Consider the following 24,305-nt stretch of genomic DNA (forward strand, 5'->3'; position numbering starts at 1 on the left):
TGGCCTCGAATCTCACAGGAAGATGTCAGCTTCTCGCCGCTATGGTGATCGGGTGAGGGATGCCGAGGCCTACGAGCGCGGGTTCGCCCGCCTCACCGCGCACACCGTCGACCCGCTGCTGAACCTGGTGCGCAGAAGCCGTGCGATCCGCCTGCTCGACGTCGGCTGCGGCACCGGCGTCGTCACCGGCGCGGCCATCGCCCTGGGCGCCGAGGTGACGGCCGTCGACAGCGACCTCGACATGCTGGAGCTGACCGCCCGCCGCCACCCCTACGCGACGGTACGGCTGGCCACCCTGCCCGAGCTGCCCTTCCCCGACGAGACGTTCGACGCCGTGACGGGAAACTTCGTGATCAACCACATCGAGGACGTGCCACGGGCCGTCGACGAGCTCCACCGGGTCCTGCGCCCCGGCGGCACGCTCGCGCTGAGCTGGTGGAAGCGGGAGGAGATGACGGCCACCTCGGTCATCGCCGAGGCGGCCGGGATCGCTGTCCCGCCGCCACTCCACGACGTGGCCGCGGCGATGCGGGAGGCGGGTTTCAGCGGCGTGGCCGTGGACACGATGCGCTGGTGCCACCGCGTCGACCTCGACGCGTGGTGGACCGACGTGCTGGCGGCGGGCGGCCCCCGGTTCGGGGTGATCAGCGAGCGGCCACCCGAGGAGATCGAGCGGATCAGGCAGGAGTACCTCAGGCGGGCCGAGCCCTACGCGGCCGCCGGGTTCCCCGTGTGCGCCCTGCTAGCCCACGGCACCCGCTGACCAGGCGCGCACCAGCGGCAGCAGGTAGGCGTCGATCGACTCGCCGACGAACGCGTCGTCGTAGACCGGTCCCGTGAAGATCGTCTGATGCCACACCAGCGCCTCGGCGAGCCTGAACACCCGCCCGGGATCGACCGGCCCGTCCAGTTCGCCGCGCTTCCTGGCGCGCTCCAGTGTCTCCCGCACACCGCTCAGGTCCCTGGTGAGCATGTGCTCGCGCAGCGTGCGGGCCAGCTCCTGGTGCGAGACCAGCGTGGAGGACAGGCCGATGATCAGCGTGTGCTTGCGCTCGACCGCGCCGCACAGCCCGAGGAAGAGCGCGACCAGGTCGCCCCTGAGCGACCCGGTGTCGGCGCCGGTGGGCACCTCCATGTCGAAGCGGCCGCAGATGACGTCCACGACCAGCTCGGGTTTACCCGCCCAGCGCCGGTAGATGGTCGCCTTGCTGGCCTTGGCCCGCCTGGCGATCTGGTCGACCGACATCCGGTCATAACCCACCTCCGACAGCAGCTCCAGCGTGGCGTCGAGGATGGCCTTCTCCCGGTCGGGGTCGAGTGGAGCCACGTGCACGTCCTTCAGCTGTAGGCGATCTCCTCGAATCGTACGCCGGTCAGCCGGCTGGACACCTCCCATAGCCGCGCGGCGAGCTCGCCCGACCTGGCCGTCCCCGACGAAGTCAGGAGCTTGGTCTTGGGCCCCACGAACTCCCCGCCGCGGATCTCCGGCGACGTGGCGGCGTACAGCGAGGGCACCGCCCCGGCCGCGGCCGACTGCATGAACAGGGCCATCAGCGGCTTCAGCGGGCCCACCTTGACGATGTTGGTGGCGGTCACGCCCGGGTGGGTGGCCACGCTGAGCAGGCCGGCGCCCGCCTTCACGGCCCGGCGCTGCAGCTCCAGCGTGAAGAGCAGGTTGGCCAGCTTGGAGCGGCCGTAGGCGCTCATCCGCCCGTAGCCACGCTCCAGCGCCAGGTCGTCGAAGTCGATCCTGCCGCGGGTGTGGGCGTCGCTGGAGACCGTCACCACCCGGGCCTTCTCCGCGCGCAGCAGCAGCGGGAGCAGCAGCCCTGTGAGGGCGAAATGCCCCAGGTGGTTGGTGCCGAACTGCAGCTCGAAGCCGTCCTTGGTGAGCCGTCGCGGGATCAGCCCGATTCCCGCGTTGTTCACCAGCAGGTCGAGCCGGTCGATCGTGCTCGCGAACTCCCTGACCGAGGCCAGGTCCGCCAGGTCGAGCCGCCTGTAGGAGACCTTCGCGCCGGGCACCTCCCGCCTGATCGCGGCCAGGGTCGCCTCCCCCTTGGCCGCGTCGCGGGCGGTGACCACGACCTCGGCGCCGTGCCTGGCCAGCTCGAGCGCCGTGGGGAGGCCGATGCCGCTGTTGGCGCCGGTGACGACGGCCTTCCTGCCGGTGAGGTCGGGCATGTCCGAGGGGGTCCACGTGCTCATCGCCACTCCTCTTAGGTGTACGAAACGGTGTCGTACACCATATCTGTACGAAACCGTTTCGTACAGCCGATGGGGTTCACAATGGAGCTATGGGAGCAGCCGTACCCTTTGCGTTCACTCCAGGTGCCGCCCGTGCACGCTAGCGCGCTCGCTCCAGGCGCTGGCGGGCGTGGCGCTCCTCGCGGCGGGTGACATCCAGGCGCTGGTCGGCCTCGGCCAGCTTCTTGCGCGCCTTGGCCATCTTGCGCTCCAGTTTCGCGACCTTCTCCGCCCGCGCCTCGTGCTCCTGTACGGCCAGCGCCAGCGCGTCCCGCCACTCCTGGTAGGCGGATTCCGCCTCTTCCCGCTCGCGTGCCCGCCTGGCGGCCTCCTCCGCCTTGGCCGCCTCGTCCTCCTCCTTGGTCGGCGCCTTGCGCTTGGGTCGCTGCTTGGGGATGGGCGCGGGGGCGAAGCCGCTGTAGCTCAGCGGCCTAGCCAGGCGGCCCTGCCGTACCTGGTCGGCGGCGTCGGCGTCGACCACGGCCGCCTCCAGCGTCTGCTCCACCTCGGCCGCGGCGGCGGCCGACAGGCCGGACCTGAGCAGCCTGGCGAGCCTGCCGCTGACCTCGCCGCGCCGCCTGGTCAGATCGGCCAGCGCGTCGGCGTCCTGCGCCTGCCAGGCCGAGCGCAGCTCCTCCCCCAGCGCGAGCAGCTCCGCGAGCTCGTCCGCATGCCGCCTGGCGGCCTGGTTGACGGCCCACGCCGAGACGGTGGGCTTGCGCAGCGCCGCGATGTCGCGCGCCAGCCGTACCTCTCCCGCGTCCTTGGCCGCGCGGGCCTCGGCCTCGCGTGCGGCGGTGAACTCGCCCGGCGTCAGCGCGTAGAGGCGGTCGGCCACCTCGTCAAGATCCACACTGGTCAAATACCCCGCGGCGGCAGGTTTGTAGCGCATAGTGGAGACAGTCCCCTCGAACGGAGGCCCCCGTTGTTCGAGCGCTTCACCGACCGTGCCCGCAGGGTCGTCGTCCTCGCTCAGGAGGAGGCGCGGATGCTGGAGCACAACTACATCGGCACCGAGCACATCCTGCTCGGCCTGATCAGCGAGCGCGAGGGCGTGGCCGGGCTCGTGCTCGAGGAGAGCGGCGTCGAGAAGGACGCCGTACGTGCCTTCATCGAGCGGGAGGTGGGCCGGGGCTCCAACCAGCCCCGCGGGCACATCCCGTTCACGCCGCGCGCCAAGAAGATCCTGGAGCTGTCGCTGCGCGAGGCCCTGCAGCTGCGCCACAACTACATCGGCACCGAGCACATCCTGCTGGGGCTGCTGCGCGAGGGCAAGGGGCTGGCCTGCCAGTCCCTGGTGCACCTGAACCTGTCGCTGGAGGAGGTGCGGCAACTGGTCATCGACCGAGTGGGCGCGCTGCCGCGCGAGCGGCCCAGCCCCGAGATGTTCTTCACCGGCACCTCCGCGCTCGCCGAGCGGCTGACCAGGATCGAGGAGAGCCTGGCCCGCATCGAACGCCACCTCGGCATCGACGGCCAGGACGACGAGGCCGCCTCAGGCTGACACCAGGGCGCCCACCGGCAGCCGGGCCTCCACCACGCCCGGGTCCTCGGTGTAGCCGAGGGTGGCGCCCAGCGAGATGAGCAGCCGGCGCATCCGCGCATTGTCGGACAGCATGGTGGCCCGGACCTCGGCGTACCCGAGGTCGCGCGCCTCCATCACCAGCATCCTGGCCAGCGCCTTGCCCAGACCGCGCCCCTGCCAGCGGTCCTCGATCAGGAAGGCCATCTCGGCGATGCCGGGATCCGGGGTGAACATCAGGTTGGCCATCGCCACCGCCTGGCCATCGTGCCCGGCCACCAGCGAGTGGCCGCGGTCGCGGTCGCACAGCCGGTCGAACATCCGCGGCGGCAGCGCGGGCATCGAGGTGAAGTAGCGGAAGCGGCGCGACTCGGGCGAGCAGCGCTCGTGCAGGTCGCGCACGGCCTCCCGGTAGATCGAGGTGAGCGGCCTGACCGTCATCTCGGCGCCGTCGGCGAGCCTGACCGTCCGCTCGCCGCCCGGCTGCTGCGCCGGCGGCTGGGCCAGCCGGACGAACGAGGCCGCGCGGGCCGCCTCGGTCAGCGTGAACGGCAGGCCCGCACGGCGCAGCCGCACCGCGCGGCGCGCGGCGACGGGCACGACGAGCTGGGTGGGATCAGGCAGTTCGCTCACTTGTTCACCATAGAGCCAGCGGGCATCGTCCGCGCGCAGCAGCTCCGCCAGCAACTCGGGCAGCCGCCACGGCATCGCCCGCAGCCGGCAGGCCAGCAGCAGAGCGCGGGTGGGCTCGTCGGTCAGCTCGTGCGCGCTGGCCGGGACCACCTGCACCCGGCGCCCGCCCGCCCCTTCCAGCGCCTCGCGCACGCTGTCGGCGGAGGCCGGGATGTCGGCGACGAACTCGTCGACGGTGCCGTCGGCGTCCGGATGGACGCTCAGCCCGAGAATGTTGCCGCCCTTCTCGGCCAGTGCCGCGGCCAGCGACGCCAGGCGCCCGGGCCGCTCGTCCACCGTGGTGCGGATGCGCAAGAATCCCATGCGATCCAGCATGCGGGGCCTCTGTTACGCCTCCGCTAACCTCGTGTTTCATCGCGAAAAGGAGTTTCATGGACATTGTTCTCCGAGGTGGGCGGGTCTTCGCCGCCTCCGGGTTCGCCGAGGCCGTGCTGGTGCGCGACGGCGTGATCGCCGCCGTCGGACCGGAGAGCGAGGTCGTACGGCAGGCCGCCGCGCACGACGTGGTGGACCTCGACGGCGGGTTGCTGGTGCCCGGGTTCACCGACGCGCACATCCATCCCGTGCAGGCCGGTTTGGAGCGCGCCAAGTGCGATTTGTCGGATATCTATGGACTTGATGCCTATCTGGCGAAGATCGGCGACTATGCCGCTCAGCATGGTGACAGGGAGTGGATCGATGGCGGCGGCTGGGACATGTCGGCGTTCCCCGGGGGGCTGCCGCACCGCTCCCAGCTGGACTTCTTGGACAGGCCGGTCTACCTGATCCAGCGCGACCACCACGCCGCCTGGGTGAACACCCGCGCGCTGGAACTGGCCGGCATCACCGCGGAAACCCCCGACCCGGCGGACGGCCGGATCGAGCGGGACTCCGGCGGGAGGCCGAGCGGGGTGCTGCACGAGGGCGCGATGGACCTGGTCGGCCTGCTCACCCCGCGCCCGACCGCGAGCGACCTGGACGAGGCGCTGGTCGAGGCCCAGCAGCACCTGTTCTCGCTGGGCATCACCGGCTGGCAGGACGCCATCGTGGGCTCCTACGCCGGCTCGGACGACCAGCTGCCCACCTACCTGTCGGCGGCCGAGTCGGGCAGGCTGCGGGCTCGGGTGGTGGGCGCCCTGTGGTGGGACAGGACCCGCGGTCTCGACCAGCTCGACGAGCTGCTGGAGCGGCGTTCGCGGGCCGAGGGCCTGGAGCGTTTCCGCGCCACCTCGATCAAGATCATGCAGGACGGCATCACGGAGAACTTCACCGCCGCCATGCTCGAGCCGTACTGCCGGTGCGGCGGCACGGGTCTGTCGTACATCGACCCGGGCAAGCTGAAGGAGTACGTGGCCGAGCTGGATCGGTTCGGCTTCCAGGTGCACTTCCACGCGATCGGCGAGCGCGCGGTCCGCGAGGCGCTGGACAGCTTCGCGGGGACCAACCCCGGCAACCGCCACCACATCGCCCACCTGCAGATCATCGAGCCGTCGGACGTGCCGCGCTTCGCCGAGCTGGGCGTCACGGCGAACCTGCAGCCGCTGTGGGCCACCCACCACGCGCAGATGGACGAGCTGACGCTGCCCTTCCTCGGCGAGCCGCGCTCGTCGTGGCAGTACCCCTTCGCCGACCTGCAGCGCGCCGGGACCCGCTTCTGCGCGGGCAGCGACTGGCCCGTCTCGGACGCCGACCCGCTGCAGGGCATGCACGTCGCCGTCAACCGGACCGAGCCCGGCGGCTCCGTGCACGCCTCCTACCCCACGGCCCAGCAGCCGTTCCTGCCGGAGCAGCGCATCGACCTGGCCACCGCGCTGACCGCCTACACGGCGGGCTCGGCCTGGATCAACCGCTCCCCCGCCGGGATCATCGAGCCGGGCCGTCCCGCCGACCTGGTGGTCCTGGATCGCGACCCGTTCGCGCTGCCACCGGGCGACATCTGGACCACGAAGGTGCGGATGACGTTCGTGGACGGGAAGATCGTCCACGAGGTGTGATTAACCCGTGCCGTTAACACGGGGGAAAAGGGTCGTGGTCGTCGACGACATCAGCCGCACCGGAATCGTCCACATCCTCACCGAGACGCCCGGCCTGCGGGTGCTGGCCGGGCTCGACCACCGCACCGCCGCCGCCTGGCCCGGCTGGGCCGAGGTGGACGTGGCCGTCGTCGACGCCGCCGACGAGCGCCGCGGCGACGACCAGTTCCCCGGCGTGGCCGTCGTCCAGGCGATCCGCCAGGTCAACGGCCGCGCCACCATCATCGTGCTGACCGGCCACTTCCTGGACGGCGCCGTCCGGCGGCGCATGCGCGAGGCGAAGGCCGACTACTTCTACCACCGCAGCCAGCTCAGCGACGCGGCCAGGCTGCGGGCCACCGTCCTCGACCCCGCCGGCAGCGTCCCCCAGCCCCTCGACCCCGAGGAGGAGATCAGGCACGGCGTCTCCGCGCACAGCAGGGTCAACGCCGCCGTCGCCTACGCTCTGGCGGAAGACCTGCCCGAGCGGCTGCGCGAGCGCGCCAACCCGCGCTCGCGGGCCTGGGAGCGGCTGCGCAGGGAGTTCAACCAGCACGCCAGGCTCGCCGCCATGACCTCCGACGGCCGCGTGCCCGACCGGCCGCAGGACCTGCCGTCGCTGCCGCAGATCTCCCGCTTCCTGGCCTGGGCGACCCGCGTGAAGACGCGCGGGCCGGACTCCGACGGGTCCAGCGGCCTCGATGACTGATCCGCGCCCTTCGCTGCGGGTATCACGCGCGGCGGAGCGTGCCCTGAGGTTCGCCGCCACCCGCTTCTTCCTCAACCTGCGCCTGGCCTCGCGGGTGACGGTCGGCATGTCGGCGGCCACCACCGGCCGCCCATGGCTCGCCGTCGCCGCCTTCGCCTGCGTCCTGTACGACGTGCTCTACTACCTGGCGCTCCGCCGCGGCCTGCGCATCCCCCTGCCGGTACGGCTGGCGCTGGACGCCGCCGACGTGAGCGTCTGGTCGATGCTGTACGGCGCACCGCTCGACGCGCCCTCCCTGGTGGCCGCGCCCCTGGCCTTCGAGACGGCCCTGCTGCGCGGTGCGACCGGCCTGCTGGCGCCGCTGGTGGTGTGCGTGGCCGCCAGCACCGTGCTGCTCGCCACCGGCGGACAGCTGAGCCCCGCTCCACTGCTGTGGCCCGGCTTCGGGGCGGTCGGTGGCCTGCTGTTCAGCCGCTATCTCGAGGCCAGACTCCGCCAGCGGCTGCGCACCGCCGAAGCGGAACGGCAGGCCGCCAGGAGCCAGGCCGAGCTGGCCGGGCGGCACAGCGTCGCCGTCGGCGCCGACACCGTCGTCGACCTGCTCACCCGCACCTGGCCGCTGCTGGCCGTGCCCGGCAAGCCCGCCGCCTCCCCGCTGTCGGCCTGGCGGCAGCGGCTGTCGGAAGAGACCGCCGACCACGCCGAGTACCTCGCGGTGGCGCTGTTGCGCTGGGAACAGCGCCACAACCTGGCCAGCCCCGACCTGTCGCGCGACGTCGAGTTCCGCCCCACGGGCGGCTGCTCGTCGCTGCTGCTCACCCCGCACCAGGTCAGCGTCCTGGAAGAGCTCCTGGTACGGCTGGCGCCCACCGGGACCGTGACGGTGACCGTACCCCGCCCCAGGCCGCTCGGATTACGCCAGGACCTGCACCTCGGCGACCGGGCCGTGAGCCTGCCCGCCGACGAGCGCCCGCACACCCCGCCGTTCGACCCCGGGCCTGCCATGATCGGCCTGGGCGCGCTCGGCTCGCTCGGCCACGCCTACCCCGACATGGACGGGGTGCCGCTGCCGCCGGCGCTCGGCCTGACCGCGAGCGGGCTGGCGGTCGCCTGGTGGGCGCACCGGCGGGTGATGGCCAGGGGCACCTCCGCCCACGGCGTCGTGCTGGCGGCCGCGCTGGGCTTCGGCGCCGTGGACGCACTGGTGTCCACGGCGTTCATGCAGACCCTGGAGTCTGGGGGGTTGACGCGCCTGCCGTACCTGCACTTCCTGCTCTTCGCCGGACCGTTGGCGGTCATGTACCTGCGGGACCTGAGCGCGGCGCGGCGCTGGGGCACGCTGGCGGCCACGGGCGCGATCCTGGCGGCCTGCACGGCGCTGCTGCCGGTGCCCCTGCACCTGGCGGACGTGACCGCCCTGTCGTGGCCGCTGGCCTTCACCGCCGGGACCTCGAGCCTGCGCGACCTGCTGGACGAGGAGAACTCGGGCTTCGACGAGGAACTGGCCAGGGCGCGGGCCGCCGCGGTCAGCGAGGGCTATCGCGGCGGGCGCGCCGACGTCCTCCTGCTGGTGCGGGAGGCGGCAGAAGAGGCCAGACGGCGGCTGACGCAGGATCGGACGGCGCTCGACCCGGTGTTCCTGCCAGAGATCGAGCGCCGCCTCACCGAGGTCGACCACCGCCTTGCCACGCTTCAGCAGGTCACACCCGGCAGACCTGCTTGATGCCGTGCACGGAGTCCATGCCCCAGCCGATCTGGCCGCTGTCCTGGCCGTTGGCGTCGGTGAACCACACGTCGGTCACGTTCCGCGCCGTTCTGACGTACTCCCAGCCGTCCGTCGGATTCTCGTTGATGAGCGTGCCGTCGCCGATGCCGCGATCCGTGGCGAACCTCAGCCGCACGTTGGCCGTGGCGTGGCCCTTCGGGACGTAGAAGTAGAAGTCGCAGTCGCGATCCAGGGTGCGTGGCTTGAAGGCGACCGTGACGCAGGTGATCTTGTTGTTGGAGTAGGTGTAGGCGATGTCCACGCCGTTGGCGTCCTTGGCGGTGAAGAACTGCCGCTTGCCGCCCGGGCAGGCAGGGGTGTCCCACCGCGTGGTGTCCACCGTGACCGTGGCACTGGCGTAGTAGTACTGGGTGCGCGGCTCGGCGGATGCCGGGTTCGCCGCGAGCACACTCGCCAGCAGACCGGCTCCGGCCCCCGCGGCCACGAATGCTGTACGCATCGGATGTCTCTCCTGAGTCAGTCGCAGTGGCTGGTCTGGTTGGCGATGTCGCCGCCCGTGTAGACCCACGCGTCGGGGACCGCGCGCATCGGCGTGAGCGACGGCCAGTAGACGTCCCACCTGTTGGACGTCCCATAAGGACCGGTCCTGGCCGGTCCCTCGATCCAGCACGAGATCCAGATCGTCTCGCCGTACTCCAGGTAGGGCGTGACCTTCTGGTCGTCGTGAACGGTGTAGACGGGGACGTGGCCCTCCTGGTCGCTCCGCCAGACCGTCACCTGGCGCGGCGCGAGCCCCGTGTCCGAAACGACCTCGCCTTTGATCCCCCAGCGCGCCGTCCTGGTCTGCTCCGCCGATGCCGCGGTGGGCGCCAGGCAGGCGAGCAGGACCGGGATCGCGGCCAGCCACATTCGCTTGTTCACGCGACGCTCCTTTCGCCGGAGCGGCTCACGCCCGGCAGACCTGCTTGATCCCGTTCTCCTGCTCCATGCGGCCCCCGTCAGTGCCGTTATGCGCACGTGGTTTCCCCTTTCTTGCTGCGGTGTGATCACCGTAGAGAAAGGGGGTGCGCGTTCCGGGTCACCAGATCGCGCACACGAAAAAGGCCCTCCCGGCTGGGAGGGCCTTACGTGACTCGCCTGGTGGTTACCAGGGTGACTTGTTGTTGCGCAGGCGCTCGAGCGCCTCCTCCAGGATGGCCTTGCCGTCCTTGTCGCTCCTGCGCTCCTTCACGTACGCCAGGTGCGTCTTGTACGGCTCGTTCTTGGGCGGCGCAGGCGGGGCCTGCTCGTCCTGGCCGGCGGGAAGGCCGCAGCGTGGGCAGTCCCACGTCTCGGGGACCGCCGCGTCGCTGGCGAAGCTGGGGCGCGTCTCGTGCATGTTCGCGCACCAGAACGAGACCCGCACTCTCGGAGCTGCCTCGCCGCGCTCGGCCTCCCCCATCGGGCCGGCGCCGACACGGCTGCCACGGATCGCGTTGCCACTACCCACGGATGAACTCCTCGCTCGATCGCCCCGCGAGACACGGGGGGAGAATCACTGTCACGCTTCTGCTCAGGGCTTGAGCAGCAGGCCCAGAGCGATGATGCAGACGAACCATACGGTGCCCGTGATGACGGTCAGCCGGTCGAGGTTGCGCTCCACCACCGAGGAACCGCCGAAGTTCGACGAGAAGCCGCCGCCGAACATGTCCGAGAGGCCGCCGCCCTTGCCCTTGTGGAGCAGGACGAGCAGAACCATCAGACAGCTCGCCAGGATGAGGGCGATGGAGATTCCGATTTCCACGGTATGCCTGTTCCTTCAATGCTCTGTTACGCGTGACGATTCAAACTTGCTTCTTGAGGGTACGGCTTGCTGTCAAGTCGCGCCTCCGGAACAACCCAGTTAGGCAGACAAATCGGGAAAACGGCAGATCTTGACGAACTCCCCTGCGTCGATGCTGGCACCGCCCACGAGCGCGCCGTCGACATCGGGTTGAGCCATGATCCCCGCGATGTTGCCTGCCTTGACCGAGCCTCCGTAAAGGATACGGACACCTGAGGCCACTTCGGAGTCGTACAGCTCGGCGAGTCTGGCTCGCAACGCGCCGCACACCTCCTGGGCGTCCTCGGGAGTGGCCACCTCGCCCGTGCCGATCGCCCAGACGGGCTCGTAGGCCACTACTATCGATTTTGCCTGCTCCGCCGTGATTTTGCGCAGCGCACCGTCAAGCTGTGACACGCTGTGCGCCACCTGGCCGCCCGCCTGGCGTACCTCCAGGCCCTCGCCGACGCACAGGATGGGCGTGATCGAGTGCCGGTAGGCGGCCTGCACCTTGGTGTTGACCAGGTCGTCGTCCTCGTGGTGGTACTGGCGGCGCTCGGAGTGGCCGATGACCACGAACGTGCAGCCGAGCTTGGCCAGCATCGCACCCGAGATCTCGCCGGTGTAGGCGCCGGCGTCGTACTGGGACAGGTCCTGCGCGCCGTACTCGATGCGCAGCTTGTCGCCGTCGACGAGCGTCTGCACGCTGCGCAGGTCGGTGTAGGGCGGCAGCACCGCGACCTCGACCCGGTCGAGGTCCTTGTCGGTGAGCGCGAACGCCAGCTTCTGGACCAGGGCGATGGCCTCGAGGTGGTTGAGGTTCATCTTCCAGTTGCCGGCGATGAGCGGCTTTCTCACTGCAGCGCCTCCAGCCCCGGCAGGGATTTGCCTTCGAGATACTCCAGGCTCGCCCCGCCACCGGTGGAGATGTGCGAGAAGCCCTCTTCGGGCAGGCCCAGCTTGCGTACGGCTGCCGCCGAGTCGCCGCCGCCCACCACGGTGAAGCCCTCAGAGGCGATCAGGGCCTCGGCCACCGCCCTGGTGCCGCCGGCGAAGGCGTCGAACTCGAACACGCCCATCGGGCCGTTCCAGAAGATCGTCCCGGCGTCGGCCAGCTTGGCCGCGAACAGTTCCCTGCTCCCGGGACCGATGTCGAGACCCTCGCGGTCCTTGGGGATCGCGGTGGCGTCGACCACCTCGTGCTCGGCGTCCTTGTCGAAGTGCGTGGCCGCCAGCACGTCCACCGGCAGCACCAGGTCGACGCCGCGCTTGACCGCCTCGTTGAGGAAGCCGCGCACCTGGTCGAGCTGGTCCTCCTGGAGCAGCGAGTTGCCGACCTCGTGGCCCTGGGCCTTGAGGAAGGTGTAGGCCATGCCGCCGCCGATGACCAGCCGGTCGACCTTGCCGAGGAGGTTGGCGATGACGCCGAGCTTGTCGGAGACCTTGGCGCCGCCGAGCACGACCACGTAGGGGCGCTCGGTGTCCTCGGTCAGCTTCCTCAGCACCTCGACCTCGGCCACGACCAGGCCGCCCGCGGCGTGCGGGAGCAGCTTGGGCACGTCGTAGACGCTGGCGTGCTTGCGGTGCACGGCTCCGAAGCCGTCCCCGACGTACAGCTCGGCCAGGGCGGCCAGCTTGGCCGCGAACGCCTGCCGTACCGCGTCGTCCTTGGACTCCTCGCCCGGCTCGAAGCGGAGGTTCTCCAGGAGCGCGACCTCGCCCTCACCGAGCGAGGCCACCGTGTCGACCGCGTTGGGGCCGACCACGTCCTGGGCGAAGAGCACCCCATCCCCGAGCAGCTCACCCAGGCGCTTGGCGACCGGCGCGAGCGAGTACTTCGGGTTGACGGAGCCCTTAGGGCGGCCGAGGTGAGCGCAGACGATGACCTTCGCGCCCCTGTCGACCAGCGTCTTGATGGTCGGGACCGACGCGCGGATGCGCCCGTCGTCGGTGATCGTCTCACCGTCAAGTGGGACGTTGAGGTCGGCGCGCACGAGCACGCGCCGTCCCTTCACGTCGAGATCGTCGAGCGTGCGCATCAGAGGTCAGCGCCCACCAGCTGGATGAGGTCGACGAGGCGGTTGGAGTAGCCCCACTCGTTGTCGTACCAGCCGATGACCTTGACCTGGTTGCCGATGACCTTGGTGAGGCCGGCGTCGAAGATGCAGGAGGCCGGGTCGGTGACGATGTCGCTGGAGACGATCTCGTCCTCGGTGTAGGTCAGGTAGCCCTTGAGCTCGCCCTCGGCGGCGGCCTTGTAGGCGGCCTTGACCTCGTCCAGGGTGACGTCGCGCTTGACCTCGACGGTGAGGTCGGTGGCCGAGCCGGTGGGGATCGGCACGCGCATCGCGAAGCCGTCCAGCTTGCCCTTCAGCTCGGGCAGCACCAGGCCGATGGCCTTGGCGGCGCCGGTGGAGGTGGGCACCACGTTGACGGCGGCGGCGCGGGCGCGGCGCAGGTCCTTGTGCGGGCCGTCCTGCAGGTTCTGGTCCTGCGTGTAGGCGTGGATGGTGGTCATCAGACCCTTCTCGATGCCGAAGGAGTCGTTGAGCACCTTCGCCAGCGGGGCCAGGCAGTTGGTGGTGCAGGACGCGTTGGAGATGATCGTGTGCTGGGCGGGGTCGTACTTGTCGTCGTTGACGCCCATCACGATGGTGATGTCCTCACCCTTGGCGGGCGCGGAGATGATGACCTTCTTGGCGCCGTTGTCGGCGTGCACCTTGGCCTTGGCGGCGTCGGTGAACAGGCCGGTCGACTCCAGCACCACGTCGACCCCGAGGTCGCCCCACGGCAGCTTGGCCGGGTCGCGCTCCTCGAAGACCTTGATGGACTTGCCGTCGACGGTGATCTCGTCGCTGGTCGCCTTCACCTCGTACGGCAGGCGGCCCAGGATGCTGTCGTACTTCAGCAGGTGGGCGAGCGTCGCGTTGTCCGTCAGGTCGTTGACGGCCACGATCTCGATGTCCTTGCCGCTGGCGGCGACCGCGCGCCAGAAGTTGCGACCGATACGGCCGAAGCCGTTGACGCCTACGCGGATGCTCACGGGAACCGATCTCCTCGTACATGATGGCGGGCTGAAACCTCAATCACGAACCCTATCGGACCGAAATTGGTTTAGACCACTCCAACCCCCGCCCTGCGTAGAGGCAATCCGGAAGCGCATTTTGCGGGCTTCGAGTAAAGTGCCCGACTCGTTGGAGTAAATCTCTGGGGGCTGAGATGTCGCAACGCAGGTCCGGGCTGCTGTCCGGGCTCATCGTCGGTTTGATCGCATCGCTGGTGTGCGCCTCGGGGGTCGCCGCCGTCGTCTACGTCGAGGACCGCCTGCCCGCGGTGTTCAAGGCCTGGAACGGCTGGCCGCTCGGCGCCGGGCTGGCCGTGGTGACGGGCCTGATCGTGGGCGGCCTGATCTGCCTGGTCCGCCCGCGCGGCCTCGTCCTGCCGCCGCTCGCGGCCCTCTACGCGGCCGCCGCCGAGGCGGCCGGGCTGCTCGTCGGCATCGCGCCGCACATGGTCGTGTACGCGTTGGACACATCGGGGACGGCGGGCGCCCCTCTTCGCGCTCCCGGCCTGGACGAGTTCATGAGCGGGATGCGTTCGGCGCTGAGCCTCTTCATCAGTCCGATCGACAGATCCTGGCCCGTCTGGCTGCTGGTGGCCATATCCGCGCTCGTCGCCTTCGTCCTGGTGGCCCTGCGCGTGCGCCGCCTGCGCCGCCGCGACCGCGCCCAGGAGCCCGTCGAGGCCCCGGAATCCGAGGAGCCCGAGTACCGGGCCCCGTTCGAGCCCGCCCAGGCTCCCACCCAGCAGCCGACGGCGGACCTGTTCACCCCGCGCAATCCCACCCAGAAACAGTAGGGTGCCCCTTTCATCCCTCTACCCGCCTCCCAAGGACCCCCCACCATGAATCAGCAGAAGAGTGGCTTAGTCCCCGGCATCCTCGTCGGCATCCTGGCCATGCTCGTCGGCGCCGGCCTTTTCGGCGCTTTCATCGGCATCACCGAGCGCGAGCGCGGCATCGTCAGCATCGGCGTCGGCGTGCTGGTCGGCCTCGGCATCATGGCCGTCAAGCCGACCAGCCCGGTCCTGCCGCCGCTGGCGGCCGTCATGGGCCTGGTAGGAGCGGCTCTCGGCCAGATGCTCGGCCTGGCGATCCTGCTGACCAAGCTGGGCATCGACGGCACCCCTGTCGGCTTCGGCGACGCTCTCTCCGCGGTCGCCGGCAGCTTCTCGGACGTCATCGGCGAGAACCCCCTGATGCTCGTCTTCTGGGCGATCAGCGCCGCCGCCGCATTCTCCTTCGTCAACAAGCGGGTGAAGGAGGCCACCCCCGGCGAGGTCCCCTCCGACGCCCCGCCCCAGGCCGCGAACCTCCAGGGCTGGACCCCCACGGCGCCTACCCCTGACGCCCCCGCGGGCACCCAGACGGACACCCCGCGGCAGGACCCGGCTCCCAAGGCGTGACCTACCCGAGGGCGTCGTCCCCGACGACGCCCTCGGCATCAGGCCCGGGCGAGATGGACGGCGCTCGGCCGGGGACCACGAAGCCACGACAACAGCGCGGCCGTAACGGCGAGCGACCCCGTCGGCCCTCACGACCGGCCAGGACTGAGGCCGGCCAGACTACGGCGCGTGCGCGTTACCTCGGCCTGCCGTACAAGATCAAGTCGCGAGAAGATCAAGACCGTCGCCTGCCGGACGAGATGATCACGGGGCGAGCATGTCCACGGTGAGGTTGGCCTCGGTGTTGGGGATGCCGAGGTCGCAGGCGCGCTTGTCGGCCATCGCGAGCAGGCGCCGGATGCGTCCGGCGATGGCGTCCTTGGTGAGCGGCGGGTCGGCGATCTGGCCCAGCTCCTCCAGGGAGGCCTGCTTGTGTTCCACGCGCAGGCGGCCGGCGACCACGAGGTGATCGGGGGCCTCCTCCCCGAGGATCTCCAGGGCGCGCTGCACGCGGGCTCCGGCGGCGACGGCCGCGCGGGCCGAGCGGCGCAGGTTGGCGTCGTCGAAGTTGGCCAGCCGGTTGGCGGTGGCCCGCACCTCGCGGCGCATGCGGCGCTCCTCCCAGGCCAGCACGCTGTCGTGCGCGCCGAGCCGGGTGAGCAGCGCGCTGATGGCGTCGCCGTCGCGGACGACCACCCGGTCGACGCCGCGCACCTCGCGGGCCTTGGCGTGGATCTTCAGCCGCCGCGCGGAGCCCACCAGGGCGAGCGCCGCCTCCGGGCCCGGGCAGGTGACCTCGAGCGACATCGACCGCCCCGGCTCGGTGAGCGAGCCGTGCGCGAGGAACGCGCCGCGCCAGGCGGCCTCGGCGTCGCAGGCGGCACCGGCCACGACCTGGCGGGGCAGGCCCCGGACCGGGCGGCCGTGGTTGTCGATGAGGCCCGTCTGCCGGGCGAGCGCCTCACCGTCGCGGTAGACGCGGACCACGTACCGCGAGCCCTTGCGCAACCCGGCGGGCGCGAGCACGAGCACCTCGGCCTTGTGGCCGAAGACCTCGCCGATGTCCTTGATGAGCCGCCGCGCGGTGGCGTTGGTGTCGAGCTCGGCCTCGATCACGATGCGCCCGCCCACCAGGTGCAGGCCGCTGGCGAACCGCAGCAGCGTCGACACCTCCGCCTTGCGGCAGCAAGGCTTCAACACCGGCAGGCGGCTCAGTTCGTCCTTCACCACACCCGTCATCGCCATAAGCGTTAGTCCTCCCCCATTCAGACCGGCTCTCGTCAGTCTCTCGCACCTTGGCAGCGCGCCGACCAGGATCAACGCTTCTGGAGGAAAATCTCGTCCAGGACGGAGGCAAGACGTCGTGGGTCGTGCTTCGGGGAGCCGTCGCCGGTGGCCACGTCGGAGGTGACGAGCCGTCCGCCCAGGGCGGCGGCGGCTTTGTCCAGCGCGTCGCGGTCGTCGACCACGGCCGTGTCGGCGAGCACGACATCTATCGACAAGTCGGGCGCGTGCTGGCGGAGGACCTCCAGGTGCTGCTGCGGCGAGAAGTCGTCGGTCTCCCCCGGCTGAGGCGCCAGGTTGAGGGTGACGAGCCGTTTCGCCTTGGTGTGGTGCAGCGCCCTGGCCAGCTCCGGCACCTTCAGGTGCGGCAGCACGCTGGTGAACCAGGACCCGGGCCCGAACACCACCCAGTCGGCGTCCAGCACCGCCTCGACGGCCTCGGGCCGCGCCGGTGGGTCCTCGGGAACCAGCGAGATGGCGTGGACGCGCCCTGGCGTCAGCGCGCAGGCGACCTGCCCGCGCACGGTGGAGATGACGCCGTCGAACTCGACCTCGGCCACGATGTCGAGCGGCACGGAGGCCATCGGCAGCACCCTGCCCTGGGCGCCGAGCAGCCGCCCGACCCAGTCGAGGCCCTGCACGGGGTCGCCGAGCAACTCCCACAGCGCCACGATCAGCAGGTTGCCGACCGCGTGGCCGTGCAGGTCGCCCTCGCTGCGGAATCTGTGCTGGACGACGTGGCTCCAGGTGCTGCCCCACTCGTCGTCGCCGCACAGCGCGGCCAGCGCCATCCGCAGGTCGCCCGGGGGCAGGACGCCCAGCTCGCGGCGGAGCCTGCCGCTGGATCCACCGTCGTCGGCCACGGTGACGACGGCCGTCAGCCGCTCGGTGACGGCACGCAAGGCGGACAGGGACGCGTAGAGTCCGTGTCCGCCGCCTAGTGCCACTACCTTCGGGCCGCCCGCATCCTCGCGCTCATCCGTCACTCCCGCCCCACATCCCGGTGACTCACCTGGACCTCCATCCCGCGGTCGCGCAGCCGGGCGGCGACCTGCTCGGCCATGGCCACGCTGCGGTGCTTACCGCCCGTGCATCCCACTGCCAGAGTCGCATAGCTCTTGCCCTCGCGCGCGTATCCGGCGGCGACGACCTTGAGAACCTCCTCGTAGGCGTCCAGGAACTCCTTGGCGCCCGGCTGACCGAGGACGTACTCGCGCACGGGCGCGTCGAGGCCGTTCATCGGCCGCAGCTCGGGCACCCAGTGCGGGTTGGGCAGGAACCGGCAGTCGACCACGAGGTCGGCGTCGACCGGCAGGCCGTACTTGAAGCCGAAGGAGACCACGTTGAGCCGGAGCCCGGGGCGGTCCTCCCCGCCGAAGTAGGCGACGATCTTGTTGCGCAGCTCGTGGACGTTGTGCGCGGAGGTGTCGATGACCAGGTCGGCGTTGGCGCGCACCTCGCGCAGGATGCCGCGCTCGCGGGCGATGCCGTCGACCAGGCGGCCCTCGCCCTGCAGCGGGTGGGGCCTGCGGACGTTCTCGAACCTGCGCACCAGCTCCTCGTCGCTGGCCTCGAGGAAGACCACGCGGACGCGGACCCCGCGCCCCTCCAGCTCCTCGATGGCGGCGTTGAGGTCGGTGGTGAAGGCCAGGCTGCGCACGTCGACGACGGCGGCGACCTTGTCGGCGGCCAGCTTGACCTTCCCCGCCTCCTCGGCCATGGCGAACAGCAGGCCGGGCGGCAGGTTGTCGATGACGAACCAGCCGAGGTCCTCCAGGGCCTTGGCGGCGGTGCTGCGGCCCGCTCCCGACATGCCGGTGACGATGACGAACGCCGGCTCGGTGGTGTTCACGGTCACTCCCCCTTCAGCGTCGACACGATCACCTCGGCTGTGGACTGTCCGATGCCGGGGACCTGGCAGATATCGGCGACGGTGGCCTCTTTGAGCTTCTTCAGCGAGCCGAAGTGCTTGAGCAGCGCCTGCTTGCGTGCCGGGCCGAGCCCTGGCACCCCGTCGAGCGCGCTCTCCTTCACCGTCTTGGACCTCTTGGAACGATGGTAGGTGATGGCGAACCTGTGCGCCTCGTCACGCACGCGTTGCAGCAGGTAGAGGCCCTCGCTGGAGCGCGGCATGATGACCGGCTGGTCGTCGCCGGGCAGCCACACCTCCTCCAGTCGCTTGGCCAGGCCGCACACGGCCACGTCGTCGATGCCGAGCTCGTCGAGCGCGCGCTGGGCGGCGGCGGCCTGCGGGCCTGCGCCGTCGACGACGACCAGGTTGGGCGGGTAGGCGAACTTGCGCGGCTTGCCGGTCTCGGGGTCGATCGGCCCGTTGCCGGCGTCTTCGGCGGCCAGCTCGCCGGTGTTGGCGCGCTCTTCGAGGTAGCGCTTGAAGCGGCGCTGGATGACCTCGTAGATGGAAGCGACGTCGCCTTCCTTGGTCTTGACGGCGAAGCGGCGGTATTCGCTCTTCCTGACCAGGCCGTCCTCGAAGACCACCATGGAGGCGACCACGGTCTCGCCCTGCAGGTGGGACACGTCGTAGCACTCGACGCGCAGCGGCGCCTGGTCGAGGTCGAGCGCGTCGGCGATCTCCTGCAGCGCCTTGCTGCGGGTGGTCAGGTCGCTGGCGCGGCGGATCTTGTGTTGCGCGAGGGACTCCTTGGCGTTGCGCTCGACGGTCTCCATGAGCGCCTTCTTGTCGCCGCGCTGCGGCACGCGCAGCTCCACCTTGGCGTTGCGCTGCTCCGACAGCAGCTCGGTGACGGCGGCGGGCTCGGGCGGCAGGGTGGGCACCAGGACCTCGCGCGGGATCTCACCCTCGGCGTAGATCTGCAGGAGGAAGTGCTCGACGAGGGCGCCGGGCGTGGTCTCCTCGACCTTGTCGACGACCCAGCCGCGCTGGCCCCTGATGCGGCCGCCGCGCACGTAGAAGACCTGGACGGCCGCCTCGAGCTGGTCCTCGGCCAGTGCGATCACGTCGGCGTCGGTGGCGTCGCCGAGCACGACGGCCTGCTTCTCCAGCGCCCGCTGCAGCGCCTGGATGTCGTCGCGCAGCCGGGCGGCCCGCTCGAACTCCTCCACGGCGGCCGCGTCGCGCATGTCCTTCTCCAGTCGCCTGATGAAGCGGCTGGTGTTGCCGGCCATGAAGTCGCAGAAGTCCTCGGCCAGCTCGCGGTGCTCCTCGGGGGTGACCCGGCCGACGCAGGGCGCCGAGCACTTGTCGATGTAGCCGAGCAGGCACGGCCGGCCGATCTGCCCGGCCCGCTTGAACACCCCTGCGCTGCAGGTGCGGACGGGGAAGACGCGCAGCAGCAGGTCGACGGTCTCGCGGATGGCCCAGGCGTGGGAGTAGGGGCCGAAGTAGCGGGTGCCCTTGCGCCTGGCGCCGCGCATCACCTGCACGCGCGGGAAGTCCTCGCCCATGGTGACGGCGAGGTAGGGGTAGGACTTGTCGTCGCGGTACTTGACGTTGAAGCGCGGGTCGAACTCCTTGATCCAGGAGTATTCGAGCTGCAGCGCCTCGACCTCGGTGCCGACGACGGTCCAGTCGACGTCGGCGGCCGTGGTCAGCATGGTCTGGGTGCGCGGGTGCAGCGCGGAGAAGTCCGCGAAGTAGGAGTTAAGCCGCTGGCGCAGGCTCTTCGCCTTGCCCACGTAGATCACGCGGCCGTGCTGGTCCCTGAACCGGTAGACCCCGGGTGACTCGGGGATCGATCCGGGTTTCGGCCGAAAACTCAAGGGGCTCGCCACGCGTCCAAGCCTATCGACCCGCACCGACAAGCCCACCTTCGATCTTTCTGATGTACGGCGGGGGACCTTTCTGATGTACGGCGGGCCACCCCACCGGCCGCCCGCCGCACTCCGGCTGAGGACCCGCGACCGGCGCTTCCGGCGAGTCGGTGACAGTGCCCCACCGTCACGGCGAGACCTGGACCGGGCACCCGGGCCGTCCGGCGGGCCTTTGCGACACCACCAGCGCCACGATCACCAGCGGCGTCCCCCACGGTGTCACCGCGGCCGTCAAGACGTCTCGTCTCGCTATATGGACCAATCGGATCCTTCAGCGAGGAGCCGCTCCCGTACGGCCGCCGCGGCCGGGTGTGGTGCGCCGGCGCGGGTCACCAGGAAGAGTGTGTTGAGCGGGGCGACCTCCGGCTCGAGCAGGGCTCGCAGCCGCCCGTCCGCCAGCTCGCCGGCGCACAGGTAGCGCGGCAGCACGCTCACTCCGGCGCCGGCCACCACGGCGGCGAGCACGCCGCGCAGGTCAGGCACGACCAGCGCGGGCGAGCGGGTGAGCCGCACGCCGAACACGGCCCGCCAGTAGCGGCGCAGGATCGGCAGGTTCTCGGCGTAGGCCACCAGCGGCGCCCTGTCCAGCTCGCCGGCCCAGCCGGGCGCCGCCACCAGCACGAACTCCTCGTCGCACAGCGCCTCCACCCGCAGCCCGCCCCTGCGCGGCCTGACGCTGGCGATCACCACGTCCAGGCTGCCGCCGGCCAGCGCGGCGAGCAGGTCGTCGGGCAGCCCCAGCGTGGCCCGCACCTGCAGGCCCGAGGCGACCATGGGCGCCAGCGCCGGGAGCACCCTGGCGCACATGATCTCGGCGGGCCCGCCCAGGTGCACCGCGCGCCCGAACGCCTCGGCGGGCCCGCTGAGGTCACCCAGGACCAGTTCCTCCAGCGAGTCGAGCGGGCCGGAGACGCGGCGGGCCAGCTGGTCGGCGGCCGGGGTCGGCGCCATCCCGCGCGGCAGCCGTTCGAACAGCGGCCGTTCCAGCACCTCCTCCAGGGTCCTGATCTGGGCGGTCACGGCCGGCTGCGACAGGCCGAGCAGCTCGGCGGCGCGCGTGACCGAGCCGGAGCGGTGCACGGCCAGGAACGTGCGCAGCAGGTCGAAGGAGAGTGCCATATCAGAATTCTGATGGATGCACCCATGTGTGGCTATTGGCGGCCGATGGCGGACCGGGGCGAGCATGGGGGTATGACGAAGCGCATTCTGATCGTTCTGACCAGTCACGCGAAGCTGGGCGACACAGGCCGCCGGACCGGGTTCTACGTGTCCGAGGCGGCGCACCCGTGGGAGGTCTTCACGCGGGCGGGGTTCGAGGTGGAGTTCGCCAGCGTGGCGGGCGGCGCGCCGCCGCAGGACGGGGCGGACCCCGACGACCCGCTCCAGCGGCGTTTCCTCGAACTGCCCGAGCTCGCCGCGACGCCGCGCGCGGCCGAGGCCGATCCGGCGCGGTACGACGCGATCCTGTTCGCCGGCGGGCACGGCACGATGTGGGACTTCCCGGACAACCCCCGCCTGGCCGCCTTGACCCGGGCGATCTACCAGGACGGTGGCGTGGTGTCCGCGGTGTGCCACGGTCCTGCGGCGCTGGTGGGTGTCACGCTGCCGGACGGCACGCCACTGGTGGCGGGGCGCCGAGTGGCCGCGTTCACCGACAAGGAGGAGGCGGCCGTCGGGCTCACCGACGTGGTGCCGTTCCTGCTGGCCTCGCGGCTGCGCGAGCTGGGCGCCGAGCACGTGCCCGCACCCGACTTCCAGGCCCAGGTCGTCCGCGACGGGCGGCTGGTGACCGGTCAGAACCCGGCCTCCGCGGCCGGTGTGGCCGAGGCGGTCGTGGAGGTTCTGCGCCATGGGTGAGACCGTCTCGATCCAGACCCCCGACGGACCGATGGGCGCCTATCTCGCGCGGCCCGCCGCGCCGGGCGCCTACCCCGGCGTCATCGTGGCGCACCAGCTGTTCGGCGTGACCGAGGACGTGCGCGCGGTGGCCGACCGGATCGCCCGCGGCGGCTACGTGGTGCTCGCGCCGGACTTCTACCACCGGGCCGAGCCCGGCGTCGAACTGCCGGTCACCGACGAGGGGCGGGCCCGCGGGTTCGAGCTGATGGCGACGCTGAGCCGTACCGGCGTGCTGGAAGACGTCCAGGCGGCGGCCGCGCATCTGGCCGCGCGCGAGGACACGACCGGCGCGGTCGGCATGGTCGGCCTCAGCCTGGGCGGGCACCTGGCCTACCTCGCGGCCACCCGGCTCGACCTGACGGTGACCGTGGTGCTGTACGCGGGCTGGCTGACCGGCACCGAGATCCCGATCAGCCGCCCTGAGCCCACGCTCGACCTGACGGCCGGCATCAAGGGCAGGCTCGTGTACATCGTGGGCGACCGCGATCACGTGGTGACCGCCGAGCACCGCGCGGCCATCGCCGACCGGCTGCGCGCCGAGGGCGTCGCCCACGAGATGGTGGTGGTCGAGGGCGCCCCGCACGCCTTCCTGTCCGACCCCGACTCCCCCTACCAGGAGGAGACGTGGCGGCACATCGAGCAGGCGCTGCGGGACGGCCTCGCCTGACGGTCAGGCCAGCGCGATCTCGTCGCCGCTCACCTTGATCTGCTTCTCGGCCAGCGGCTTGTTCGCCGGTCCCTTGGCGACCGAGCCGTCGGCGATGTTGTACTTGCTGCCGTGGCATGGGCAGTTGATCGTGCCGTCGGCGACCGTGGCGACCGTGCACCCCTGGTGGGTGCACACCGCGGTGAACGCCTTGAACTCGCCTGACTTCGGCTGCGTCACCACGACCTTCTGGCCGGCGAACACCTTGCCGCCGCCGACGGGGATCTCCGAGGCCTTGCCCAGGCCCCCGCCGGGCGCCTCGGCGACCGTGGCACTGGTACCGCTATCCGTGTTGTTGCCACCGCAGGCGGCCAGGGCAAGCGTGAGTCCGCCCGCACCGACGCCCGCGATCACTGCCCTACGGCTCTTGAGCTCATCTCCCATGCGAACAGCCAATCGCACGCACGTGAGAAAATCATGAAAGCGCGTCAGGCGAGCGAGATCTCACCGCCCTTGACGTTGATCTGCTTCTCGGCCAGCGGCTGGGACGCCGGCCCCTTGGCGACCGATCCGTCGGCGATGTTGTACTTGCTGCCGTGGCACGGGCAGTTGATCGTCCCGTTCGAGACGCTCGCGACGGTGCAGCCCTGATGGGTGCAGATCGCGGTGAACGCCTTGAACTCTCCCGCCTTGGGCTGCGTGACGACGATCTTCTGGTCGGTGAAGACCTTGCCGCCGCCCTCCGGGATCTCGCTGCTTCTGGCCAGCCCCTCGGCGACCTTCTGCTTTTTCTTCTTCGACGCGGTGGCCGAAGGCTCGCTCTGTGCGGGTGCCTCGGTCGGCTGGGCTCCACTGGCGGTGCCGTACCCCGAACAGGCGGTGAGCACCGCCGCGAGTCCTGCGCCCCCGGCCCCCAAGACCACCGCGCGGCGTGTCGTATCGGTCATGATGCGTCCTCCCAGGTTGGGTCTCTCCTCAGGTACGGCTGGCGACTGCGCGCCGGTTCAGCGTGCCGTACCTGGGAGCCTGGGAACCACGCAGAATTACCGGTTCACACGACCACGATTCCGTCGCCCTGCACCTGCACCTTGTAGACCGTGAGCGGCGCCTTGGCCGGGCCCTTGACCGGCTGGCCGGTGTCGCAGGAGAACTCGCTGCCGTGGCACGGGCACGTCATGACGTCGTCCTCGGGCGAGCCGACGGTGCAGCCCGCGTGCGTGCAGACCGCGCTGAACGCCTTGTAGACGCCCTGCTTGGGCTGCGTGACCATGATCTTCCACTCGTCGACGAGGTGGCCGCCGCCCACCGGCACGTCGGCGGTCTTGGCGATGACCTTTCCCTTGATCCCGGCAGCCGAGGTGGGCTTGCTTCCGCCGCCGCACGCCGTCAGCGCCAGCCCGCACACGGCGACTCCGGCCGCCCCGATGACCTCGCGCCGCCCGATTCCGGGCACACGAGAACCACTCGCCTTGCCTGCCATGGATACTCCCCGTTAGGTCTCTTTACCTGCACACAAGCCTATTGAGACCATCCCCCGGCCCCCCAGCCGGGT

General features: G+C 70.8%; 28 protein-coding genes. 9 read left to right on the forward strand and 19 right to left on the reverse strand.

What is annotated here, in order from left to right:
- The first annotated feature begins 52 nt into the window (after positions 1-52).
- Positions 53-763, forward strand: coding sequence for a class I SAM-dependent methyltransferase (locus ACIBHX_RS43160; RefSeq protein WP_397073636.1), 711 nt, complete (start codon positions 53-55; stop codon positions 761-763).
- Here the strand turns inward: ACIBHX_RS43160 and ACIBHX_RS43165 are convergent.
- From ACIBHX_RS43165 to ACIBHX_RS43175, 3 genes are all read right to left on the reverse strand, one after another.
- Positions 743-1,327, reverse strand: a complete 585-nt coding sequence (locus ACIBHX_RS43165) for a TetR/AcrR family transcriptional regulator (RefSeq protein WP_397073638.1) — start codon at positions 1,325-1,327, stop codon at positions 743-745. The genes ACIBHX_RS43160 and ACIBHX_RS43165 overlap by 21 nt on opposite strands.
- 11 nt (positions 1,328-1,338) lie before the next feature.
- Positions 1,339-2,208: an oxidoreductase gene (locus ACIBHX_RS43170; RefSeq protein ID WP_397073640.1), complete on the reverse strand. Its 870-nt coding sequence runs from the start codon at positions 2,206-2,208 to the stop codon at positions 1,339-1,341.
- A gap of 139 nt (positions 2,209-2,347) precedes the next feature.
- The gene (locus tag ACIBHX_RS43175) at positions 2,348-3,139 is read right to left on the reverse strand and encodes a hypothetical protein (protein WP_397073641.1); all 792 of its coding nucleotides are present in this window, start codon (positions 3,137-3,139) and stop codon (positions 2,348-2,350) included.
- Between the two features lie 33 nt (positions 3,140-3,172).
- Here ACIBHX_RS43175 and ACIBHX_RS43180 point away from each other — a divergent pair, with 33 nt between their 5' ends.
- Complete coding sequence (locus ACIBHX_RS43180; RefSeq protein ID WP_397073643.1) at positions 3,173-3,751, forward strand: Clp protease N-terminal domain-containing protein; 579 nt, start codon at positions 3,173-3,175, stop codon at positions 3,749-3,751.
- Here ACIBHX_RS43180 and ACIBHX_RS43185 read toward each other — a convergent pair.
- The gene (locus tag ACIBHX_RS43185; RefSeq protein WP_397073645.1) at positions 3,743-4,765 is read right to left on the reverse strand and encodes a GNAT family N-acetyltransferase; all 1,023 of its coding nucleotides are present in this window, start codon (positions 4,763-4,765) and stop codon (positions 3,743-3,745) included. The two genes, ACIBHX_RS43180 and ACIBHX_RS43185, sit on opposite strands and share 9 nt — an antisense overlap.
- 68 nt (positions 4,766-4,833) lie before the next feature.
- Between ACIBHX_RS43185 and ACIBHX_RS43190 the strand changes: the two genes are divergently transcribed.
- From ACIBHX_RS43190 to ACIBHX_RS43200, 3 genes are read left to right on the forward strand one after another with little or no spacing between them, the layout of a single operon-like run.
- Positions 4,834-6,435: an amidohydrolase gene (locus tag ACIBHX_RS43190; protein WP_397073647.1), complete on the forward strand. Its 1,602-nt coding sequence runs from the start codon at positions 4,834-4,836 to the stop codon at positions 6,433-6,435.
- Positions 6,436-6,469: 34 nt separating this feature from the next.
- On the forward strand, positions 6,470-7,162 hold the full coding sequence (locus ACIBHX_RS43195; RefSeq protein WP_397073649.1) for a hypothetical protein: 693 nt from the start codon (positions 6,470-6,472) through the stop codon (positions 7,160-7,162).
- The gene (locus ACIBHX_RS43200) at positions 7,155-8,885 is read left to right on the forward strand and encodes a hypothetical protein (RefSeq protein WP_397073651.1); all 1,731 of its coding nucleotides are present in this window, start codon (positions 7,155-7,157) and stop codon (positions 8,883-8,885) included. The genes ACIBHX_RS43195 and ACIBHX_RS43200 overlap by 8 nt, the downstream gene beginning before the upstream one ends.
- Here the strand turns inward: ACIBHX_RS43200 and ACIBHX_RS43205 are convergent.
- From ACIBHX_RS43205 to gap, 7 genes are all read right to left on the reverse strand, one after another.
- Positions 8,863-9,387 carry a hypothetical protein gene (locus ACIBHX_RS43205; protein ID WP_397073653.1) on the reverse strand — a complete coding sequence of 175 codons (525 nt, stop codon included), beginning with the start codon at positions 9,385-9,387 and terminating at the stop codon, positions 8,863-8,865. The two genes, ACIBHX_RS43200 and ACIBHX_RS43205, sit on opposite strands and share 23 nt — an antisense overlap.
- 17 nt (positions 9,388-9,404) lie before the next feature.
- Complete coding sequence (locus ACIBHX_RS43210; RefSeq protein ID WP_397073655.1) at positions 9,405-9,809, reverse strand: hypothetical protein; 405 nt, start codon at positions 9,807-9,809, stop codon at positions 9,405-9,407.
- 223 nt (positions 9,810-10,032) lie between these two features.
- A complete protein-coding gene (locus ACIBHX_RS43215; protein WP_219465784.1) occupies positions 10,033-10,377 on the reverse strand; it encodes an RNA polymerase-binding protein RbpA in 345 nt (114 codons plus the stop codon).
- Positions 10,378-10,440: 63 nt separating this feature from the next.
- On the reverse strand, positions 10,441-10,671 hold the full coding sequence (gene secG / locus ACIBHX_RS43220; protein ID WP_214324142.1) for a preprotein translocase subunit SecG: 231 nt from the start codon (positions 10,669-10,671) through the stop codon (positions 10,441-10,443).
- A gap of 99 nt (positions 10,672-10,770) precedes the next feature.
- The gene (gene tpiA / locus ACIBHX_RS43225) at positions 10,771-11,547 is read right to left on the reverse strand and encodes a triose-phosphate isomerase (RefSeq protein ID WP_397073658.1); all 777 of its coding nucleotides are present in this window, start codon (positions 11,545-11,547) and stop codon (positions 10,771-10,773) included.
- Complete coding sequence (locus ACIBHX_RS43230; protein ID WP_397073660.1) at positions 11,544-12,728, reverse strand: phosphoglycerate kinase; 1,185 nt, start codon at positions 12,726-12,728, stop codon at positions 11,544-11,546. The genes tpiA and ACIBHX_RS43230 overlap by 4 nt, the downstream gene beginning before the upstream one ends.
- Entirely contained in the window at positions 12,728-13,732 is a 1,005-nt protein-coding gene (gap, locus tag ACIBHX_RS43235; protein ID WP_397073662.1) for a type I glyceraldehyde-3-phosphate dehydrogenase, read from the reverse strand. The genes ACIBHX_RS43230 and gap overlap by 1 nt, the downstream gene beginning before the upstream one ends.
- A 176-nt stretch (positions 13,733-13,908) precedes the next feature.
- On the opposite strand from gap, the gene ACIBHX_RS43240 reads away from it, so the two are divergent.
- The gene (locus ACIBHX_RS43240; RefSeq protein ID WP_397073663.1) at positions 13,909-14,547 is read left to right on the forward strand and encodes a hypothetical protein; all 639 of its coding nucleotides are present in this window, start codon (positions 13,909-13,911) and stop codon (positions 14,545-14,547) included.
- A gap of 45 nt (positions 14,548-14,592) precedes the next feature.
- Positions 14,593-15,153: a hypothetical protein gene (locus ACIBHX_RS43245; RefSeq protein ID WP_397073664.1), complete on the forward strand. Its 561-nt coding sequence runs from the start codon at positions 14,593-14,595 to the stop codon at positions 15,151-15,153.
- 243 nt (positions 15,154-15,396) lie between these two features.
- On the opposite strand, the gene whiA is transcribed toward ACIBHX_RS43245, so the two are convergent.
- The 5 genes from whiA to ACIBHX_RS43270 form a co-directional block, all read right to left on the reverse strand.
- Positions 15,397-16,377, reverse strand: coding sequence for a DNA-binding protein WhiA (gene whiA / locus ACIBHX_RS43250; protein WP_397073666.1), 981 nt, complete (start codon positions 16,375-16,377; stop codon positions 15,397-15,399).
- 71 nt (positions 16,378-16,448) lie between these two features.
- Positions 16,449-17,402, reverse strand: coding sequence for a uridine diphosphate-N-acetylglucosamine-binding protein YvcK (gene yvcK, locus ACIBHX_RS43255; protein WP_397073668.1), 954 nt, complete (start codon positions 17,400-17,402; stop codon positions 16,449-16,451).
- Positions 17,399-18,268, reverse strand: a complete 870-nt coding sequence (rapZ, locus tag ACIBHX_RS43260; RefSeq protein ID WP_397073670.1) for an RNase adapter RapZ — start codon at positions 18,266-18,268, stop codon at positions 17,399-17,401. The genes yvcK and rapZ overlap by 4 nt, the downstream gene beginning before the upstream one ends.
- 2 nt (positions 18,269-18,270) lie before the next feature.
- The gene (uvrC, locus tag ACIBHX_RS43265; protein WP_397073672.1) at positions 18,271-20,169 is read right to left on the reverse strand and encodes an excinuclease ABC subunit UvrC; all 1,899 of its coding nucleotides are present in this window, start codon (positions 20,167-20,169) and stop codon (positions 18,271-18,273) included.
- Positions 20,170-20,457: 288 nt separating this feature from the next.
- A complete protein-coding gene (locus ACIBHX_RS43270; protein ID WP_397073673.1) occupies positions 20,458-21,327 on the reverse strand; it encodes a LysR family transcriptional regulator in 870 nt (289 codons plus the stop codon).
- A gap of 72 nt (positions 21,328-21,399) precedes the next feature.
- Here ACIBHX_RS43270 and ACIBHX_RS43275 point away from each other — a divergent pair, with 72 nt between their 5' ends.
- Together ACIBHX_RS43275 and ACIBHX_RS43280 are read left to right on the forward strand one after the other, a co-directional pair.
- Positions 21,400-22,065: a type 1 glutamine amidotransferase domain-containing protein gene (locus ACIBHX_RS43275; RefSeq protein ID WP_397073675.1), complete on the forward strand. Its 666-nt coding sequence runs from the start codon at positions 21,400-21,402 to the stop codon at positions 22,063-22,065.
- Positions 22,058-22,774 (forward strand): dienelactone hydrolase family protein, encoded by a 717-nt coding sequence (locus tag ACIBHX_RS43280; protein WP_397073676.1) that lies wholly within the window; start codon positions 22,058-22,060, stop codon positions 22,772-22,774. Before ACIBHX_RS43275 ends, ACIBHX_RS43280 begins: the two co-directional genes overlap by 8 nt.
- Positions 22,775-22,777: 3 nt before the next feature.
- Here ACIBHX_RS43280 and ACIBHX_RS43285 read toward each other — a convergent pair whose 3' ends face one another.
- The 3 genes from ACIBHX_RS43285 to ACIBHX_RS43295 all read right to left on the reverse strand — a co-directional run bounded on the left by ACIBHX_RS43285 (position 22,778) and on the right by ACIBHX_RS43295 (position 24,233).
- Positions 22,778-23,197, reverse strand: a complete 420-nt coding sequence (locus ACIBHX_RS43285) for a Rieske (2Fe-2S) protein (protein ID WP_397073678.1) — start codon at positions 23,195-23,197, stop codon at positions 22,778-22,780.
- 44 nt (positions 23,198-23,241) lie between these two features.
- On the reverse strand, positions 23,242-23,700 hold the full coding sequence (locus ACIBHX_RS43290; protein ID WP_397073679.1) for a Rieske (2Fe-2S) protein: 459 nt from the start codon (positions 23,698-23,700) through the stop codon (positions 23,242-23,244).
- A gap of 104 nt (positions 23,701-23,804) precedes the next feature.
- The gene (locus tag ACIBHX_RS43295; RefSeq protein ID WP_397073680.1) at positions 23,805-24,233 is read right to left on the reverse strand and encodes a Rieske (2Fe-2S) protein; all 429 of its coding nucleotides are present in this window, start codon (positions 24,231-24,233) and stop codon (positions 23,805-23,807) included.
- Between the last annotated feature and the right edge of the window lie 72 nt (positions 24,234-24,305).

It is taken from the genome of Nonomuraea sp. NPDC050536 (assembly GCF_044457685.1).
GTDB lineage: Bacteria > Actinomycetota > Actinomycetes > Streptosporangiales > Streptosporangiaceae > Nonomuraea.